18 protein-coding genes and 1 pseudogene are annotated in these 18,185 nt (G+C 45.1%); 4 read left to right on the top strand and 15 right to left on the bottom strand.

Annotation, left to right across the window (positions count from 1 at the left end):
* Positions 1-89 precede the first annotated feature (89 nt).
* The gene (locus tag AC3B4V_RS05805) at positions 90-260 is read left to right on the top strand and encodes a DUF5325 family protein (RefSeq protein ID WP_023468843.1); all 171 of its coding nucleotides are present in this window, start codon (positions 90-92) and stop codon (positions 258-260) included.
* 41 nt (positions 261-301) lie between these two features.
* Here the strand turns inward: AC3B4V_RS05805 and AC3B4V_RS05810 are convergent.
* The 3 genes and pseudogenes from AC3B4V_RS05810 to AC3B4V_RS05820 all read right to left on the bottom strand — a co-directional run bounded on the left by AC3B4V_RS05810 (position 302) and on the right by AC3B4V_RS05820 (position 1,955).
* Positions 302-1,086, bottom strand: a pseudogene (locus tag AC3B4V_RS05810) (inositol monophosphatase family protein).
* Between the two features lie 125 nt (positions 1,087-1,211).
* Positions 1,212-1,400, bottom strand: a complete 189-nt coding sequence (locus AC3B4V_RS05815) for a hypothetical protein (protein ID WP_023468845.1) — start codon at positions 1,398-1,400, stop codon at positions 1,212-1,214.
* A gap of 282 nt (positions 1,401-1,682) precedes the next feature.
* Complete coding sequence (locus AC3B4V_RS05820) at positions 1,683-1,955, bottom strand: UPF0223 family protein (protein WP_023468846.1); 273 nt, start codon at positions 1,953-1,955, stop codon at positions 1,683-1,685.
* A gap of 132 nt (positions 1,956-2,087) precedes the next feature.
* Between AC3B4V_RS05820 and AC3B4V_RS05825 the strand changes: the two genes are divergently transcribed.
* Entirely contained in the window at positions 2,088-3,575 is a 1,488-nt protein-coding gene (locus AC3B4V_RS05825; protein ID WP_035406702.1) for an aminotransferase class I/II-fold pyridoxal phosphate-dependent enzyme, read from the top strand.
* A gap of 56 nt (positions 3,576-3,631) precedes the next feature.
* On the opposite strand, the gene AC3B4V_RS05830 is transcribed toward AC3B4V_RS05825, so the two are convergent.
* The 5 genes from AC3B4V_RS05830 to pdhA form a co-directional block, all read right to left on the bottom strand.
* On the bottom strand, positions 3,632-3,937 hold the full coding sequence (locus AC3B4V_RS05830; RefSeq protein WP_023468848.1) for an SAV0927 family protein: 306 nt from the start codon (positions 3,935-3,937) through the stop codon (positions 3,632-3,634).
* A 110-nt stretch (positions 3,938-4,047) separates the two neighbouring features.
* On the bottom strand, positions 4,048-5,460 hold the full coding sequence (lpdA, locus tag AC3B4V_RS05835; RefSeq protein ID WP_064299598.1) for a dihydrolipoyl dehydrogenase: 1,413 nt from the start codon (positions 5,458-5,460) through the stop codon (positions 4,048-4,050).
* 3 nt (positions 5,461-5,463) lie between these two features.
* Positions 5,464-6,756, bottom strand: coding sequence for a dihydrolipoamide acetyltransferase family protein (locus AC3B4V_RS05840; protein ID WP_023468850.1), 1,293 nt, complete (start codon positions 6,754-6,756; stop codon positions 5,464-5,466).
* A gap of 101 nt (positions 6,757-6,857) precedes the next feature.
* Complete coding sequence (locus AC3B4V_RS05845; RefSeq protein WP_035406692.1) at positions 6,858-7,835, bottom strand: alpha-ketoacid dehydrogenase subunit beta; 978 nt, start codon at positions 7,833-7,835, stop codon at positions 6,858-6,860.
* Positions 7,836-7,838: 3 nt separating this feature from the next.
* A complete protein-coding gene (gene pdhA / locus AC3B4V_RS05850) occupies positions 7,839-8,921 on the bottom strand; it encodes a pyruvate dehydrogenase (acetyl-transferring) E1 component subunit alpha (protein ID WP_064299597.1) in 1,083 nt (360 codons plus the stop codon).
* 375 nt (positions 8,922-9,296) lie between these two features.
* Between pdhA and def the strand changes: the two genes are divergently transcribed.
* Positions 9,297-9,836, top strand: a complete 540-nt coding sequence (gene def, locus AC3B4V_RS05855; protein WP_023468853.1) for a peptide deformylase — start codon at positions 9,297-9,299, stop codon at positions 9,834-9,836.
* Positions 9,837-9,881: 45 nt separating this feature from the next.
* On the opposite strand, the gene rnjA is transcribed toward def, so the two are convergent.
* Both rnjA and AC3B4V_RS05865 read right to left on the bottom strand, forming a co-directional pair.
* A complete protein-coding gene (gene rnjA, locus AC3B4V_RS05860) occupies positions 9,882-11,549 on the bottom strand; it encodes a ribonuclease J1 (protein WP_035396693.1) in 1,668 nt (555 codons plus the stop codon).
* Positions 11,546-11,761, bottom strand: a complete 216-nt coding sequence (locus tag AC3B4V_RS05865; protein ID WP_023468855.1) for a DNA-dependent RNA polymerase subunit epsilon — start codon at positions 11,759-11,761, stop codon at positions 11,546-11,548. Before AC3B4V_RS05865 ends, rnjA begins: the two co-directional genes overlap by 4 nt.
* A gap of 173 nt (positions 11,762-11,934) precedes the next feature.
* Here AC3B4V_RS05865 and AC3B4V_RS05870 point away from each other — a divergent pair, with 173 nt between their 5' ends.
* Positions 11,935-12,711, top strand: a complete 777-nt coding sequence (locus AC3B4V_RS05870) for a Cof-type HAD-IIB family hydrolase (RefSeq protein WP_064299596.1) — start codon at positions 11,935-11,937, stop codon at positions 12,709-12,711.
* A gap of 37 nt (positions 12,712-12,748) precedes the next feature.
* On the opposite strand, the gene AC3B4V_RS05875 is transcribed toward AC3B4V_RS05870, so the two are convergent.
* The 5 genes from AC3B4V_RS05875 to ccpC all read right to left on the bottom strand — a co-directional run bounded on the left by AC3B4V_RS05875 (position 12,749) and on the right by ccpC (position 18,175).
* Positions 12,749-13,417: a potassium channel family protein gene (locus AC3B4V_RS05875; RefSeq protein ID WP_023468857.1), complete on the bottom strand. Its 669-nt coding sequence runs from the start codon at positions 13,415-13,417 to the stop codon at positions 12,749-12,751.
* Between the two features lie 104 nt (positions 13,418-13,521).
* The gene (locus AC3B4V_RS05880) at positions 13,522-14,544 is read right to left on the bottom strand and encodes a cytochrome d ubiquinol oxidase subunit II (protein ID WP_023468858.1); all 1,023 of its coding nucleotides are present in this window, start codon (positions 14,542-14,544) and stop codon (positions 13,522-13,524) included.
* A 12-nt stretch (positions 14,545-14,556) separates the two neighbouring features.
* Positions 14,557-15,954 carry a cytochrome ubiquinol oxidase subunit I gene (locus AC3B4V_RS05885; protein ID WP_023468859.1) on the bottom strand — a complete coding sequence of 466 codons (1,398 nt, stop codon included), beginning with the start codon at positions 15,952-15,954 and terminating at the stop codon, positions 14,557-14,559.
* Positions 15,955-16,188: 234 nt separating this feature from the next.
* Complete coding sequence (locus tag AC3B4V_RS05890) at positions 16,189-17,301, bottom strand: N-acetyldiaminopimelate deacetylase (RefSeq protein ID WP_023468860.1); 1,113 nt, start codon at positions 17,299-17,301, stop codon at positions 16,189-16,191.
* Complete coding sequence (gene ccpC / locus AC3B4V_RS05895; RefSeq protein ID WP_290778232.1) at positions 17,285-18,175, bottom strand: transcriptional regulator CcpC; 891 nt, start codon at positions 18,173-18,175, stop codon at positions 17,285-17,287. The genes AC3B4V_RS05890 and ccpC overlap by 17 nt, the downstream gene beginning before the upstream one ends.
* Positions 18,176-18,185 lie beyond the last annotated feature (10 nt).

Genomic DNA, 18,185 nt, shown 5'->3' on the forward strand with positions numbered 1-18,185 from the left:
TAAGATTCGACATCACTCCGAAAGCCTTTTCATTATCCTTCATTCACGCTACACTGTTAACGTACTCACGGGTAGAGGGGGAAAAGAACATGCGCCTGCTATTTTTATTACTCGCCATGCTTGCCGTAGGATCCATGGCAGCCATCGGCATCTTCATCGCGGAACAAAACGTCCCGATGACGATCGCCTCTGTCATCTTGATGATTGTTGCGATGGGTGCTGGGTTCGTCTTAAAGGCACGTTTACGAAAACAAGCATGAGCAAAAAGGTTCCTTTCGTTCAAGACGAAAGAAACCTTTTTTCAATCCTCTTGTGTTTGTACGAATGTCAAAACATCTTCAACGAACGTCTGGCTCCCTGCTAGCACACTCGTTTGTTCGAGAAATGACATCGATTCACCTGTGATCGTTCCGACACGCCCACCGACCTCTTCAATCAATAACTGACCGGCTGCGTAATCCCAAGGCATATTACGCATCGTGATATACCCATCAACGCGTCCTGCAGCTGTCCATGCGAGTTCAAGTGATGCTGCACCAATTGCTCGTACACCTACCGCGTGTCGCACGAGCGGAGCAAGGCGATCCGTATTGATCCGGCGATTCGGTGTCACCCAGGTCGCATTCATACAGATGATTGCTTCTTTAACACTCCGCTCCTCGATTTGTGGTAGTCGTATGCCGTTTTGATAAGCACCATGCCCCTTGATGACATGGAACAACTCGTCCGCCATGACATCGTAGACGAAACCATAGCGTAACTCACCATCTATCATGATCGCGATGAGATGGCAAACATTCGTTTTTGACGAATGAAGTTCATCGTTCCATCGATCGGATCAACGAACCAGATCGTGCCTTCGAGTGTATCAGGTCGAGCGATTCGTCCCTCTTCCCCATAAATATGATGATTCGGATAGCGATCTAAAATACCTTGGATCAATAAATCCTCGACGGCTTGATCAATCTCTGTCACTAAATCGCTTTTTCCGGTTTTTTGTTCGACGTGATACGAACCATCAATTTTTTCACGAATGTACTTTCCCGCTCGTTTGATCAAATCTATCGCATCCAACTCAATCTGCATTTGAGTTCACTCCTTCATCGTTGTTTCCAGCTTCTTCTATAGTAACAAAAAAAAGAAAACCAGCGAACAGTTCGCTGGTTGAAGAGTTGATATTTTATTATAAGGTAGAGATCGGAACGTTGAAATCAAGCTTCAAGACGTACCATCTCTTGACGATATTTTTCGAGGCGCTCTTTACTTGCGCCAACAGCTTCTGCGTCACTTGCCACCATCGCATCGTGTAATGTAGCAAGCTCATAATCGATTTCGAGACGCAATACAGGAATGCGTTTTTCTGCATCTTTTCTCTTGTATGCTTCTATCACTTGTTTCACAGTAACCACACTCCTTCGCGGGATAAACAGAGGTTTAATTTGTCAGACAATTGCGACTTATTAGTGGATTGAATCTATAATAGTACGATTCAACTTAGATGTAAAGCATCTAATTTTAAAAAATACAGTTTCACATATTTGTAAGACCAACGTCTTGTATGTAGTATATAGCCGCTTCCTTTCCACTTTAAACAAATGTTGATCATTTCCCGCACATTTCCAGTCGGATTAAAAGATAAGACTCCTACGCGATCGCATAGGAGTCTTATCTTCATGATCCAATTATTTCTTCATACGAACAATCGGTTCTTCCTGACGTTTCGCTTGTTGCATCGTCCGATAACTCGAGCAACCGGTCTCTTCCATATAAAACTGATCCCACTGTTTTTCCTCGGATTTCGAGGTGACGATTTGCTTGAATTCACGATACGCTTCAAGCAACCGTTGTCGTTCAACACCTGTCTCATACGCTTGCTCGACTAAATTAAAGAAGTCGATGACTTTCACGATTTCTTCAGTCGACCAATCGGAATTGAGCGGATAATTCAATGCCATCATTCCCACTTCCTTTCTGCACTTTTCTATTTTACACGGAAAAGAAGCATAAAACAGTTGCAACCGTCCGAAAACTTGTTATAGTTAGCTTGTTTGATTGTATTTTTATTCGGTTTTAAGGGGGGAAATCTGGTGCAAACAAAAAGCTTAACACAGCTCGATACACCTTTATTCGATGCGCTACTCGCGCATGCGAAACGTCAACCAATTCAATTTCATATTCCCGGTCATAAAAATGGTCAAGGAATGGATCCAGCCTTTCGATCGTTCATCGGTCAGAATGCGCTCGATATCGATTTAATCAATATCGCTCCCCTTGATGATCTCCATCATCCCAAGGCAATCATTAAGGAAGCTCATCAATTGGCAGCTCAAGCCTTCCATGCCGACGAAACGTTCTTTTCCGTACAAGGAACGTCAACGGCCATCATGGCGATGATCATGAGTGTCGTCGGTCCTGATGATAAAATTCTCGTTCCTCGGAACGTGCATAAATCGGTGATGTCAGCTATCGTTCTTTCTGGTGCGCACCCGATTTTCATTCACCCTGAATTCGATGAGACATTCGGAATCGCACACGGTATCACACCAAGCGCGGTAGAACGTGCCCTTGCACTTCATCCCGATACAAAAGCAGTTCTCGTCATCAACCCGACCTATTTCGGCGTTGCTGGTGACTTAGAGAGCATCGTCAAGCTTTCCCATAGTAAAGGTATTCCGGTACTCGTCGACGAAGCACACGGCGTCCATATCGCCTTCCACGAAGATATGCCGCTGTCAGCGATGCAAGCAGGAGCTGATCTTGCCGCAACCAGCGTGCATAAACTCGGTGGCTCACTTACAGGAAGCTCTGTCCTGAACGTTCGTCGCGGACTTGTCTCCCCAGATAAAGTTCAAGCAGTGCTCTCGATGTTGACGACAACATCGACATCTTACCTGTTGCTCGCTTCTCTTGACTGCGCTCGGCGTCATCTTGCGATCAACGGTGAAGCAATGAATCGTCGGGCACTTGAACTTGCGACACGGATGCGCTTTGGATTAGCAAAGCTTCCTTATCTCGCTGTTTTCGGTGAATCCGATCTTCATTCGAGTGCGACGTTCGCCTTTGATCCAACGAAAGTGCTTGTTTCCGTCAAAGGGCTTGGCATTTCTGGTCACCTCGTCGAAGAGTTCTTACGTGAAGAACATCGGATTGAAGTTGAACTTTCTGATCTGAACAACATTCTCGTCATCATCACGTCTGGCGACTCAGAAGAGACGATTGATGCCTTTCTACATGCGATGTCGTTACTTGTCGCACGTTATCAAAATAATGGCGCCGAGACGACTGATCATTCGATTGTTCTTCCAGACATCCCAGCGCTCGCTCTCAGTCCTCGTGATGCATTCTATGAAGAGACAGAGACGATTCCGTTGGTCGATGCGGTCGGGCGGATTTCGGCTGAATTCATGATGGTATATCCACCTGGTATTCCTATCTTCATCCCAGGCGAAATGATCACGGCAGACAACCTTGCCTATATTAAAGAAAACATCGAAGCCGGTCTTCCGGTTCAAGGTCTTGAAGATCATTCACTTGAGACGATCAAAGTCATTCAACAATCGAATGCGATTCGGTAAAAACAAGACAAAGCAGTAATCCTTATTCAATGAGGATTACTGCTTTTTTTGTCATTTCATTCTGCGTATTCATCGTTTGGTGAACAAGGAATGAATGCTGCGAGTGCTTCACCGATTACTTCGACATCCTCTCGTTCAATCGCAAATGTACGAATTAAGACATCTCCATTCAACACATCCTGTTGATCGAGTAACGCTGACTGACCACCGGTTAAACTAACGACAAGTACTTTCCCGAAGAATTGTCCCGTACAGACGACAGCAAAATCATAGCGGGCGAGTGCAGTCGTCCAGCCGACAAAACGAACCTTATCCATTTCCGATACGTAATACAGCTCCTCTAAGGTAGTCACGGATTCCATGTGCGTCCACCCTCTCCGATTTTTACTTTTTCTTTTCCTTTTTTGTATCAAGACCAAACAAAAAAACACCTCATACACGGTCGGCTCCCCGTGTATGAGGTGTTTCGAAATTATTTAATGATGTGGATTGGGCTACCGATTGCAACTTCAGCAGTTTCCATTGCGATTTCACCGAGTGATGGGTGTGCATGGATTGTGAGTGCGATATCTTCAGCTGTCATACCAGACTCGATTGCGAGTCCCATTTCAGCGATCATATCAGATGCGCCTGTACCAGCGATTTGCGCGCCGATCAAGAGACCATCTGATTTACGAGTGATCATTTTCAAGAAGCCGTCTGGCTCGTTGAGTGCAAGTGCACGACCATTCGCAGCGTAAGGGAATTTAGACGCGATATAATCGAGTCCTTCTTCTTTCGCTTGTGCTTCCGTGTAACCGACTGTAGCGAGTTCTGGATCTGTGAAGACGACCGCTGGAATCGCGCTGTAGTCGAGGTATGCAGGGTGTCCTGCAGCTGCTTCAGCAGCGATTTTAGCTTCGAATGAAGCTTTGTGTGCAAGTGGTGGTCCTGGAACGATATCACCGATTGCGTAGATGTTTTCGTTTGAAGTACGGCACTGATCGTCGATTTCGACAAGACCACGGTCGCTGACTTTGACTTCTGCCATTTCAAGACCAAGATCACCAGTGTTCGGACGACGACCGACAGTGACGAGGACGTAGTCCGCTTCAACTGTTTGTGCTTCACCGTTGACTTCGAATGTTACTTTAACGCCATCTTCCGACTCTTCCACACTTTGAGCAAGTGCTTCGTTGTGGATTGTGATGTTACCTTTTTGTTTGAGCTTTTTCTTAACGACTTGCGTCATAGCAGGCTCGAAACCAGAAAGGATGTCTTTTGTACCTTCAAGAATGACGACTTCTGTATCGAAGTTCGCATACGCTGTACCAAGCTCCATCCCGATGTATCCGCCACCGATGACGATGAGTTTTTTCGGGATTTCAGGAAGGTTCAATGCGCCTGTTGAAGAAAGAACGCGTTTTGACCATTTGAAAGCTGGAAGTTCGATTGGAGTCGAACCTGTCGCGATGATACATTTCTTGAATTTGTAAGGAGTCGAAGAATCTTCGTTGATGATACGGACTGTATCTTCTGATTGGAAGTAAGCTTCCCCAACGACAGTCTCGACTTTGTTCCCTTTAAGAAGACCACTAACGCCGCCAGTTAATTTGTTGACGACAGATTGTTTCCAAGATTGAACTTTCGAGAAATCGACAGTTGCATTCTCAGAAGTGATCCCCATATCGCTTGCACCTTTAGCATGCTGGAAGTTATGTCCTGCAGTGATCAAGGCTTTTGATGGGATACATCCAACGTTTAAGCAAACACCGCCGACGTTTTCACGTTCAACGATTGTTACTTTCATACCGAGTTGCGCGCCGCGGATTGCAGCAACGTAACCACCAGGGCCAGCCCCGATTACGAGTAAATCTGTTTCTTGTGCGAATTCACCTACTACCATTGCTTATCCCTCCATGATGAGAAGTTGTGGGTCGTTCAATAGGCGTTTAACTAAGTTAAGCGCGTTTTGTGCAGTTGCACCATCGATGAGACGGTGGTCGAAGCTGAATGAAAGTGCAAGAACTGGTGCAGCAACGATTTCGCCGTTTTTAACGACTGCTTTTTCAGCGATACGGCCGATACCGAGGATTGCAACTTCTGGGTGGTTGATGACTGGTGTGAACCACTGACCGCCAGCAGAACCGATGTTAGTGATCGTGATTGATCCGCCTTTCATCTCTTCGCCAGAAAGTTTACCTTCGCGTGCTTTACCAGCAAGGTCGTTGATGTCGTCAGCGAGTGAGAAGATCGATTTACGATCTGCATCTTTAACGACTGGTACGACAAGACCGTTGTCTGTATCTGCAGCGATACCGATGTTGAAGTAGTTTTTGTAGACGATTTCTTCGTTTACATCGTCGATTGATGCGTTGATTGCTGGGTATTTTTTAGCAGCAGCAGTCAATGCTTTTACGACGAACGGAAGGTAAGTCAATTTCGTACCTTGAGCAGCCGCAACTTCTTTGAAGTTTTTACGGAGTGCTACGAGGTTCGTAACATCGACTTCGTCCATGAGTGTTACGTGTGGAGCTGTATGTTTCGAGTTAACCATTGCTTTCGAAATCGCTTTACGGATTCCTTTGATTTTCTCGCGTGTTTCAAGTTCAGGTTGAGCAGCAACGTATGGCTTAACTTCTGTTTTTGGTGCAGAAGCAGCTGCAGCTGGTGCTTTTTCTTCTGTTGCTGGTGCTTCAGAAGTTTGACCACCGTTTGCGAATGCATCGATGTCTTCTTTGACGACACGACCGTTGTCTCCAGAACCCTGGACTTCACGGATGTCGACACCTTTTTCACGTGCATATTTACGGACAGATGGCATCGCGATGACGCGTTCTGATTTATGGATTTGAACCTCGTTTGGTTTGTCTTCCACTTTTTGATCCGTATCTTGAACGTCTTTTGCGTTGTCTTCAGCTTTTGGTTGCTCTGCTTCTTCAGAAGGAGCAGAACCTTCGCCTTCGACTTCGAAAGTGATGAGGACGTCGCCAACGACAGCTACGACACCTTCGTCAACTTTTACTTCTTTAACAGTACCATCAACTGGTGATGGGATTTCAACGACTGCTTTATCGTTTTGTACTTCAAGAAGAACGTCGTCTTCCTTGACAGTGTCGCCCGCTTTTACGAACCACTTTACGATTTCACCTTCATGAATACCCTCACCGATATCCGGCAATTTGAATTCAAATAAACCCATTTGAATATGCCTCCTTTTAGTTCACTCTTCTAGTCGATTGTTATCTGTAAAAACGGAAGCAAGGAGAGAATGAACCCCTCTCCTTATTTTCCGAAATGCTCTTAGAAATTGTAGACAGTTTTGACTTTCTCAACGATATCTTTGTGATCTGGGATCCAGACGTCTTCACCTTGTGCGAATGGGAAGATTGTATCTGGAGCAGCAACACGAAGAATCGGCGCTTCGAGGTCAAGGATTGCACGTTCTTGGATTTCAGTTGCAACCATTGCAGCGATACCCGCTTGTTTTTGTGCTTCTTGAACGACGACGACACGGTTTGTTTTCTTGACAGAAGCAAGAATCGTATCGATGTCGATTGGGCTGATTGTCATCAAGTCGATGATTTCGACGCTGATGTTTTCTTTTTCGAGCTCTTCAGCTGCTTTAAGTGAAGCGTGTACCATCGCACCGTAAGTGACGATTGTTACGTCTGTACCTTCACGTTTAACATCAGCTTTTCCGAGTTCGATCGTGTAATCGCCCTCTGGCACTTCACCGCGGAATGAACGGTAGAGTTTCATGTGCTCGAGGAATACGACTGGGTCGTTGTCGCGGATTGACGCGATCAAAAGACCTTTAGCATCGTAAGGTGTTGAAGGAATGACAACTTTAAGTCCTGGTGACTGAGCCATGAGTCCTTCGAGGTTATCTGCGTGAAGTTCCGGTGTTTTAACACCGCCACCGAATGGTGAACGGATTGTAACAGGTGCATTGTATGTGCCGCCTGAACGGTAACGGAGACGCGCAAGTTGTGCTGCGACTGAATCGAATACTTCGAATACGAATCCGAAGAATTGGATTTCCATGATTGGACGGAATCCTGTCAGACTGAATCCGACAGCAAGACCACCAATACCTGATTCCGCAAGTGGTGTATCGAAGACGCGGTCTTCGCCGAGCTCATCTTGAAGACCTTCTGTCGCACGGAATACCCCACCGTTTTTACCGACGTCTTCACCGAACAAGAGAACTTGTTCGTCGCGTTTCATCTCGACGCGCATTGCGTCAGTGATCGCTTGGATCATCGTCATTTGTGCCATGGGTTATTTCGACTCCTTTGCTGTATACTCATCAAGCTGCTCTTGCAGGTTTTGTGGAAGCTTCTCAGCCATCACGTTGATGAAATCTGTAACTTTTTGTTTTGGTTCTTTGTCAGCTTGTGCAAGTGCTTCCTTAACGTCAGCTTTAGCTTGCTCGATGACTTCGTTCTCTTTATCTTCATTCCAAAGACCTTTTGCTTCCATGAAAGCACGGAAACGGATGAGTGGATCTTGTGCTTGATACTCATCATCCATGTCTTTTGTACGGTAACGTGTTGGATCATCACCAGCGAGTGTGTGTGGTCCATAACGGTAAGTCAATGTTTCGATCAATGTCGGAACACCGTTGAGTGCTTCAACACGCGCTTGTTTCGTAGCTGCGTATACAGCAAGAACGTCCATACCGTCGACTTGGATACCATTGATACCAGCAGCGACAGCTTTTTGAGCGATTGTTTTCGCCATAGATTGTTTTTCGACAGGTGTCGAGATTGCGAAACGGTTGTTTTGAACGACGAAGATTGCAGGTGCTTTGAAAGCTCCAGCGAAGTTCATACCTTCATAGAAGTCACCTTGTGAAGAACCACCATCACCTGTGTAAGTGATTGCGACTTGTTCTTTACCGCTTTTCTTAAGACCGAGAGCAACACCAGCCGCTTGAACGATCTGCGCACCGATGATGATTTGTGGCATTAAGACGTTAACACCTTCAGGGATCTTACCACCTGTGATGTGACCGCGTGAGAACAAGAATGCTTTGTAAAGTGGGAAGCCATGGAAGACCATTTGTGGAATATCACGGTATCCAGGAAGAATCCAGTCATCTTTATCCAAAGCGAATTGCGTACCAATCATTGACGCTTCTTGTCCAGCTACTGGAGCATAGAAACCAAGGCGTCCTTGACGGTTAAGTGAGATTGCACGTTGGTCCCAGATACGTGTGTATACGAGACGGCGCATTAATTCCGTAAGCTCTTCATCCGAGAGGTCTGGCATAGCGTCTTTATTGACGACTTCACCTTTCTCGTCAAGAATGCGGAACGTTTCAAAGTTTTCTTCCACGTTTTTAAACATGTTTACGTTCATCTTTTCACCTCATCCTTCACTGCGTTCAGCGAAATATTCCTCTGACTGATTTGCCCACATGACAATAGTGTCCAAAAAACGAAGTCCCGTGTGACTATCCTTGAACATGTGTCTGTGTACCTATTCAGTTGAGTAAACTGTATTATCATGAATCGACACGTTATAGTGTCTTGTTCATTACGTTACAAGTATAAATCTGTAACACCTTAAAATCAAAGGAAATGTTTTATTTTTTTCGCGTTTCACATTGTGAATTCAATCACAAAACTAGAATATTCCATCTTCTGTATCATTCGATATTTTCCTACTGTGTTAGTTGTCATCATTCCCCACTTTCCTATGCTATACTTTTTGTAGACGAAAGGAGTGTTGTTCATGATCACCATGAATGAAATCGTACGCGAAGACGTTCCTGCTCTTCACGAACGGTCAGTAGAAGTGACCTTCCCTCTCAGCGATGAGGATAAGGAAACGATGCGACTCATGCGCGAGTTCCTCGCCAACAGTCAAGATGATGAAATTGCGAAGAAATACGATTTACGAAGCGGCATTGGACTTGCAGCACCACAAATCGGTGTCAACAAGCGCATGTTCGCGATCCGCTTACCGGATGGTGATGATTTGCTGGAATTTGGTATCTATAATCCAAAAATCATCAGTCATTCCGTCGAGCAGACCTATTTAACGGGCGGCGAAGGATGTCTGTCCGTCGATCGTGAAGTCGAAGGACATGTACCGCGCTATATGCGTATTACCCTAACTGGCATCGATCATAACGGAAATCCTGTAAAATTACGTTTAAAAGGGATGAAAGCAATCGTCTGCCAGCATGAATACGACCATCTAGATGGCGTCATGTTCTATGATCGGATTGATAAAAAAGAACCGTTCAAGGAATACGGTCCTGCCACGTAATACAAAAATCCTCGTTTCCGTTTTCGGAGACGAGGATTTTTTGAATCAGACTTCCATGATGATCGGCATGACCATTGGATGACGTTGTGTTTTTTCTGTTAAATACGGTGTGAGCGTATCATTGATGACTTGTTTGATGTCCGTCCATTTCGTATTACGGTTCGCGAGCGATTGATCAAGTGAACGCTTGAGAAGACGTTCAGCATCTTTAATCAAATTACCCGACTCACGCATGTAGACGAAACCACGCGAAATGATGTCCGGTCCAGAGACGAGACGATTCGTCTTCGAGTCAAGCGTCACGACGACGACGACGAGTCCCTCTTCTGAGAGAATACGGCGATCGCGTAAGACGATGTTTCCGATGTCTCCGATTCCTTTTCCATCGACATAAACCGCATTCGCTTGAATCTTTCCAGTGATAGCGGCTGCATTCGCATCTAATGCCAGTACTTCACCGTTATCCATGACGAAGCAGTTCTCTTCCGGTACGCCAGCATCCATCGCAAGCGACATATGCTTCTTCAGCATCCGGTATTCCCCGTGAATCGGCATGAAATATTTCGGATTCAATAGACGTAACATGAGCAACTGCTCTTGTTGACTACCGTGACCTGATGTATGGATATCATTTAGTTTACCGTACATGACATCTGCGCCAGCTTTATATAGCTGATTGATCGTCTTTCCGACAGAAACGACGTTTCCTGGGATTGGTGACGAAGAGAAGATGACGAGATCATCCGGAATGATCGAGATTTGACGGTGTGTTCCGTTTGCGATACGGCTAAGTGCAGCCATCGGTTCTCCTTGTGAACCCGTACAAAGGATCGTCAACTCATTTGATTTATAACGTTTCATCTCGTTCGGCTCGATGATCGTACCCTTCGGCGCTTTGATGAAATCAAGTTCTTGACCAATCATCATGACCTTGTCCATGCTACGTCCGAAGACGACGATTTTCCGTCCTGCTTCTACAGAAGCATTGACGACTTGTTGCAGACGATAGATGTTCGACGCAAACGTCGCGAAGATGATCCGTCCTTCCGCTTTACGGAAGATGTCTGAGATCGTTTCCCCAACGACACGTTCACTCATCGTAAACCCTTCCACTTCTGCGTTCGTTGAGTCCGATAGAAGACACAATACGCCTTCTTTACCGAGTTCAGCCATTTTCGCTAAATCAGCCGGCTCTCCGACTGGCGTGAAATCGAACTTGAAGTCCCCTGTATGCACGATGTTCCCTTGTGGTGTTTTGACGACGACACCGAACGAATTCGGAATCGAGTGTGTCGTACGGAAGAACGAGATGCTTGTCTTCCGGAACTTGATGACCGAATCTTCATCGATCTCATGCAGTTCCGCGTTGCGAAGCAAACCATGCTCTTCTAACTTCACCTTGATGAGACCCATCGCAATCTTCCCAGCGTAAATCGGTAAGTTCACTTGTTTAAGCAAGAAAGGCAGACCACCAATGTGATCTTCATGACCGTGTGTGATGAAGACGCCTTTGACCTTATCCTTATTCTTGATCAAGTACGTGTAATCTGGAATGACATAGTCGATTCCAAGTAATTCATCTTCTGGGAACATGACACCCGCGTCAATGACGATGATCTCATCTTGGAATTGAACGACATACGTGTTCTTCCCGATTTCCCCGAGTCCACCGAGTGCGAAAACGGCGGCCTGATGGTTTTTGACGAACTTCATTCGAACGTCGCAACCTTGAAATCAGGATGTTGTTGTTCGTATGTCAAAAATTCTCCGCTGACTTCGCGGATGAACTCGATGTTGATATCTTTGAGGTGGTCAATCGTTGATCGCACGTCACGAATGCTTTCCCCTTCTACATACATTGTTTCTGTCCGTTCACGAACAGGTGCTTCCGAACGAAGCGGTTGGTAAAATACTTTAAAAATCATGCCTAGCAACTCCTTATCAGTACATTGTTTTTTGTCCTTAGTACAGTATACACGATACATGGACTATTTTTCATCCTTATTCGGCATGTTCCCTTCCGGCAACACGCTTTTGGTTATGCTATACTTTCACATGAACAGGTCATTTCGACCAATTAAAAAGAGAAGGTGAAACCATGGCAAATCAGAAAGTCGTCTTTTTCGATATCGACGGAACCTTATTGCATGATGGTCATTTTGTTCCGGAATCAACAAAACAGGCAATTCGTAAGCTTCAAGAAAATGGTGTCTATGTAGCCCTTGCAACTGGACGCGGACCTGCGATGTTGTCTGGAATCCGTGAACTACTCAACATCGATACGATTATCGGCTATAACGGGCAAATCGTCGTTCATCAAAATGAAATCATCTACAAACGTCCACAACCTAAGACGGATTTAACGCATTTAACGCAACAAGCGAAAGAAAACGGGCATACACTCGTTTATCTTGGCGAAACAAAAGGCTTCACGACGAAATCAAATGACACGCATGTAGTAGATTCGCTCGGCGAACTCGACATGCCATTACCGATTCACGATGAAGAAGCTTTCTTATCGCATGATGTTTTCCAAACGCTCGTCTACTGTACGGCCGAAGAAGAAGCGGATTATGTTAAACGGTATGACGCATTCGATTTCATTCGTTGGCACCCACACGCAATGGATGTCATCAATGTCGGTTCCTCGAAAGCAGAAGGGATCAAACAATTCCTGAAATTGACGAATATTCGCCGCGAAGATACCTTTGCATTCGGTGATGCTTTAAACGATTTAGAGATGCTCCGCTACGTTGGAACGGGTATTGCAATGGGCAACGGGCTTCCAGAAACGAAAGCTGCCGCTGACTATGTCACGAAACCAATCCTTGAGGACGGTATCGCACACGGATTAAAAGAATTCCAACTCATTTAATTAAGTAAATGTAAAGCTGAGGCGCGCCTCAGCTTTTTTAGTTCTTCACTTTATGAATCGCACGCTCTAGACGGTCGAGATCCTCATTTTCACCAATGACGACGAGATAGTCCCCTTTTTCAATCATTTCATCAGCTTGTAGAGAAATCAGAACGTTTTCTCCACGTTTAATGGCGACGACGTTCGCTCCGTATTTGCTTCGTAGATCAAGGTCGATCAATGTTTGTTTTGCCATCCGGTCACTGACTTTAATTTCAACAATCGAAAATTCTTGAGATAAGTCGAGATAGTCAAGAATATTTGAACTCATTAAACCATTTGCAATCCGGACTCCCATATCCCGTTCGGGGTGAACGATGAAGTCTGCTCCGATTTTTCGTAATACCTTTTCGTGGTAATCGTTCGTCGCTTTAACGGTGATCGATTGTACCCCGAGCTCTTTTAAGATCAATGTCGTCAAGATGGATGCTTGAATATTTTCCCCGATGGCAACGATGACATGATCGAAGTTTCGGATTCCTAGACTTTTTAAGACATTCTCATCCGTTGTGTCCGCGATGACGGAATGCGTCGCAATTCCCATGAATTCATTGACGCGCTCCTCGTCGGAGTCAATCGCTAAGACATCGTAGCCATTTTTCGATAATTCGCGGACAATCGAGCCACCAAAGCGCCCTAGTCCAATTACTGCAAACTCTCCATTCATTTTCACAACTCTCCTTCACAATCGCTCTTCCTTAGTAGTGTACCCGATTCATTTTAAAATTACTATAAACGCCCCTGCGATTCGCAGAGGCGTTTATTCATCCATTATTTTGAGGATTTCCCACGTACATAATCGTTATCGAACAAGAAGAGTCGTAAAATCAAGTACAACGCCGGAATCAAGAGTAAGAGTCCGAAGATGAAGACAACGACGAGTGCGGAAGCCATTGTTTCGTTAACGACCGCTTTGTTGATATCGATATATGGATACAAGATATATGGTAAGTGCGTATAACCGTAACCGAACCATGCCACTCCATACTGTAGCATGACCGCGACGAAAGCAATTCCGTAATTCTTCTTCATGTAGACGAGTGTCACCGCAACAAGGAAGAAGATGAAACTAGCAGCGAACCACCACCAGTTCCCGTTTAAGATGTTCTCATAGTGCCATGCCGCTTGATTTTTCAATCCAAAGAAGACGAGTGCACAGACAAGAATCGTTGGACCACTCCAGAAGAGTGCCCATTTACGAATCAATGGCGTAGCTCCTTCATCCTTCGCTTTATCTGCGTAGAACAAGAGGAACATCGCACTGATATAGAGGACGGATACGATAGCGAGTGCGACGACCGACCAAGAGTAAAAGTTCGTAAATAATTTTGTTCCTAAAAACTCGACTGTTTCATTCGTTTTACGAATGAATCCACCTTGACTGATCGTCAAAGTCGTTGACATCGCCGCCGGAATCAATAGACCAGTTGCTCCATATAAGAACGTATAGAACATGCTGTCGTTTGATCCATAATTGGCAAATGCATAGAAGCTACCACGAATCGCAATCAATACGAGAACGATCGAGGCTGGCACAAGCAGTGCCGTACCGAAATAATAAGCGGTATCCGGGAAGAACCCGACTAGTCCGACGAAGAAGAATACGAAGAAGACGTTCGTTACCTCCCACACTGGTGAGAGATAACGAAGAATCAATCGATTCGTTAAATGATCCCGCTTCGTATATTTTGAATAAAAGGCGTAAAATCCAGCACCGAAGTCAATTGAGGCAACGATGAGATATCCGTACAGGAAAGTCCAAAGGACCGTAATTCCTAGTGTTTGAACGTCCAAATCGTTCCCTCCTTACTTATTATCATCCACGAACATAGCTTCCCCACGCGCGTGGTGGTTTTCAGCAAGTTCTTGAAGTTCTTTTCCAACCGGGTTTTTCTTGAACATCCGTAATAATACGACTGTACAAATCGTACCGAGCATCAAGTACAAGGCACTGAATAGAATCAACATCGGACCGACGGCAGTTGATGTCGTCGCCGCATCTGCTGTCCGCATGATGCCGTAAAGTGTCCAAGGTTGGCGACCAATTTCAGCATACATCCAACCTGCTTCAATGGAAATCATCGCCAGAGGTCCACCGATGAAGACACCTCTTAAAATCCATTTGTTATAAGGATTTAATTTTTTCAAACGGAATGCCAAGATGAACAAGGCAGAGATGGCAGCCAAATACATACCAATCGAAACCATGATATCGAAGAAATAGTGAACGATCAGCGGTGCTTGATCTTCTTTTGCGAACTCATTTAGACCAATGACTTCTGTATCTGGAGCTCCACCCGCAAGGATCGAGAGTGCATATGGGATTTTGACGGCTCCCTTGATTTCATAACTGCCGTCTTCTTGCTGATCAAGTATCCCACCAAAGATCAATTCTGCTTCACTTGTCGTTTCAAAATGCCATTCAGCAGCCGCGAGTTTCTCTGGCTGATATTTCGCCAAGTATTTCCCTGAGAAGTCCCCGACAAGTGCCGTCGAGAAGGCAAAAATCAATCCAGCCATAACCGTTAAGCGAAGTGCTTTTTTGTGATACGCTGTTTCCGCTGCTGAGAGTGTTTTTTTGCGGAGTAAGTGGAACGCCGCGATTGCCGCCAAGATGAAGGCGACTGTCAAATAAGCCGATACGATGACGTGTGTTGCTTTTGTAGGTGTTGCTGTATTGAACATTGCTTTTAATGGTTCAATTTGCGTTAGCGTTCCATTGACGATCTTAAATCCTTCTGGTGAGTTCATGAAGGAGTTGACCGTCGTAATGAAGAATGCTGATGCTGTCGCACCGATGACGACTGGAATCCCGATCAACCAGTGTAACCATGGGTTTTTGAATCGATCCCATGTATACAGGTAAATACCGAGGAAAATCGCTTCAAAGAAGAATGCGAATGTTTCCATGAACAGTGGTAATGCGATCGTTTGACCAGCCACTTGCATGAGTGACGGCCAAAGTAGTGATAATTGCAATCCGATGGCCGTCCCTGTCACGACACCGACTGCGACGGTAACGACGTATCCACGCGTCCACCGTCTTGCTAATAAAATATAATCCGGATCTTTGCGTTTCAGACCGATGAATTCAGCAGCGAGTACCATGAGTGGTACCCCGACGCCAATCGTCGCGAATATAATATGAAACGCTAATGTGAGCCCTGTCAACAATCGACTGAGCAATACGGGATCATTGAACATGTATATAGCCCCCTCTTCCTAAAACATACTTCTCTATATGGTCTATAACCGTATCATAGAGAACATAACCCTTTATGTCTGTTTATAATGTTTGATGTAACAAATTGTTCACATGTGCACGTGATTTTTTTCACAAAATGTTCGAAAACTCCTATTCTTACATATATAAAAAGCTCTCCCATTCTTGATTTCGAAAGGGAAAGCTTAATGTCCTTCATTATTTCATAAAACTTTTTAAACATATTCTCGGAAATAATGATCGAGTAAATCAATCACAAATGGAATCGCGGATTCATCCGGATTCAAGGTTGGTTGGTGAAGTCCAGATGTCGGATTGTCGACTCCGAGCCAAAACATCATCCCTGGAATTTCCTTCAACATGAATCCGAAGTCTTCTCCTGTCATTGCTGCATCACATTCAATATAGTTCGCATTCATCTTAACGAATGATGAAAATTTATCAACGATGTGTCGGTCATTGACGACCTCGTAATAACGATTTCCGAATTGTAGATCAATCTTGACGCCAAAGGAAGCTTCGATTCCCCGGATGATGTCACGAACACGTCGTTCCAGTTTTTCCATGTCTTCCCCGTTGAGTGCGCGCATCGTACCGTCAAGAACAGCTCTACCGGCGATGACGTTTTCTCGAATCCCGGCATCGACCTTTCCGATCGTGATGACGCTACAGTTCATCGGATTGATGGATCGGCTGACGATTGTTTGCAATTGCATGATCAAGGCTGCTTGCGCAACGACCGTATCAATCGTCAAATGAGGAAATGCCGCGTGACCACTTTGACCATAGATCGTGATATGGACTTCTCGAGCACTCGCGAACAAGACGCCTGGACGGCTTGCAATCGTACCGACTGGATACTCCGGTGCGACGTGAAGACCATACATCTCACTTGGACGATATTTTTCAAACAACGGACTTTTAATCATCGGTTCTGCCCCGCCCGGACCTTCTTCCGCTGGTTGGAATAAAAAGACGACATCATCCATGACCGGCAATTCAATGATTCGTTTCATCAATCCCAACGCAATCGACGTGTGCATATCGTGACCACAGGCATGCATGAAGCCTGGATGTTCCGAACAAAATGGAAGACCTGTCGCTTCTTCGATTGGTAACCCATCAATGTCTGCCCGGTATCCAATCGTCCGATTTCCAGTCAATCCTTTCACTCGAACGAAAACACCCGTTTCAAACGTGTCATACGTGACACGATCTGGTGGATAAGCACGAATTTGTTCCAATATAAAAGCTTGCGTCTTAAATTCCTTGAACCCTGGTTCTGGTATTTTATGAAGCGCGCGCCGCATTTCAATGGCGTATTCCATCTGACTGACTTCCTCCTTCTTCTTTTACGATATCCCAAAATGCTTGAACTTGTTTTAGTTCAAGCATCGATTCCGTAGACAAAATCCATGTATCTCGCTTTAATATCTTTCCAGATGATGTTTTTAACGGAAGCTGCATGACTTCATTTGATTGTTGGATCGTCGATTCGGGTAAAATCGCAAATCCAATTCCATGTAGAGCCATCTGCTTACATGTCTCGATTTGATCGACGACCAGCGTCCGAGATGGCGGACTTGCGAACCGATCTTGCCACCATTCTAAAATTTCTTGATAGTACGTTGAATCACTCTTGAACTGGATGAATGGTCGATCCGTCAAGCGTAACTGTTCGATTGACGTCAACTCACTATCGACTAAATAGAGCGGATCCGAGAAAAGACGTTCTTTGACACCTTTCCAGTCCGGGTTTCCACGAATGATTCCGATATGAAAATGTTCCTCTAACATATGACGCATCATCTCACTGGACCATCCCGTGACAAGCTGAACACGGACATGCGGATAACGCTCTACGAATCGTTTCAAGACACGCGGGAGCCAGTATTGCCCCATGATGGAAGCAACGGCAATTCGAAGCGTTCCATAAACAGCACCCTCTTCTGCCGTCAATTCACTTTTTAACTCAAGTTCCTTCCGATTCATCTCTTTTGCGAGACCGATTACTTTTTCTCCCTGTGGTGTGATGCTTAACCCACGCGATGAACGAATGAATAACTTTGTTCCCCAGCGTCTTTCAATCGCAACGAGACGTTGACTAAGTGCAGGTTGCGAGACGAATAATCGTTCAGCAGCGCGCCTCATATTCAATTCTTCCGATAAAGTGATCAACATTTCCATTTCCGACACTTGCAATGTGAGATTC

Source organism: Exiguobacterium sp. E17S (genome assembly GCF_057772545.1).

What these genes read in the sequence shown, in the direction of transcription:
- AC3B4V_RS05805 (WP_023468843.1), top strand. Translation starts at nt 90, where the DNA reads ATGCGCCTGCTATTTTTATTACTCGCCATGCTTGCCGTAGGATCCATG.
- AC3B4V_RS05820 (WP_023468846.1), bottom strand. Translation starts at nt 1,955, where the DNA reads ATGGCATTGAATTATCCGCTCAATTCCGATTGGTCGACTGAAGAAATC.
- AC3B4V_RS05830 (WP_023468848.1), bottom strand. Translation starts at nt 3,937, where the DNA reads ATGGAATCCGTGACTACCTTAGAGGAGCTGTATTACGTATCGGAAATG.
- lpdA (WP_064299598.1), bottom strand. Translation starts at nt 5,460, where the DNA reads ATGGTAGTAGGTGAATTCGCACAAGAAACAGATTTACTCGTAATCGGG.
- AC3B4V_RS05840 (WP_023468850.1), bottom strand. Translation starts at nt 6,756, where the DNA reads ATGGGTTTATTTGAATTCAAATTGCCGGATATCGGTGAGGGTATTCAT.
- AC3B4V_RS05845 (WP_035406692.1), bottom strand. Translation starts at nt 7,835, where the DNA reads ATGGCACAAATGACGATGATCCAAGCGATCACTGACGCAATGCGCGTC.
- pdhA (WP_064299597.1), bottom strand. Translation starts at nt 8,921, where the DNA reads ATGAACGTAAACATGTTTAAAAACGTGGAAGAAAACTTTGAAACGTTC.
- def (WP_023468853.1), top strand. Translation starts at nt 9,297, where the DNA reads ATGATCACCATGAATGAAATCGTACGCGAAGACGTTCCTGCTCTTCAC.
- rnjA (WP_035396693.1), bottom strand. Translation starts at nt 11,549, where the DNA reads ATGAAGTTCGTCAAAAACCATCAGGCCGCCGTTTTCGCACTCGGTGGA.
- AC3B4V_RS05865 (WP_023468855.1), bottom strand. Translation starts at nt 11,761, where the DNA reads ATGATTTTTAAAGTATTTTACCAACCGCTTCGTTCGGAAGCACCTGTT.
- AC3B4V_RS05870 (WP_064299596.1), top strand. Translation starts at nt 11,935, where the DNA reads ATGGCAAATCAGAAAGTCGTCTTTTTCGATATCGACGGAACCTTATTG.
- AC3B4V_RS05875 (WP_023468857.1), bottom strand. Translation starts at nt 13,417, where the DNA reads ATGAATGGAGAGTTTGCAGTAATTGGACTAGGGCGCTTTGGTGGCTCG.
- AC3B4V_RS05885 (WP_023468859.1), bottom strand. Translation starts at nt 15,954, where the DNA reads ATGTTCAATGATCCCGTATTGCTCAGTCGATTGTTGACAGGGCTCACA.
- AC3B4V_RS05890 (WP_023468860.1), bottom strand. Translation starts at nt 17,301, where the DNA reads ATGGAATACGCCATTGAAATGCGGCGCGCGCTTCATAAAATACCAGAA.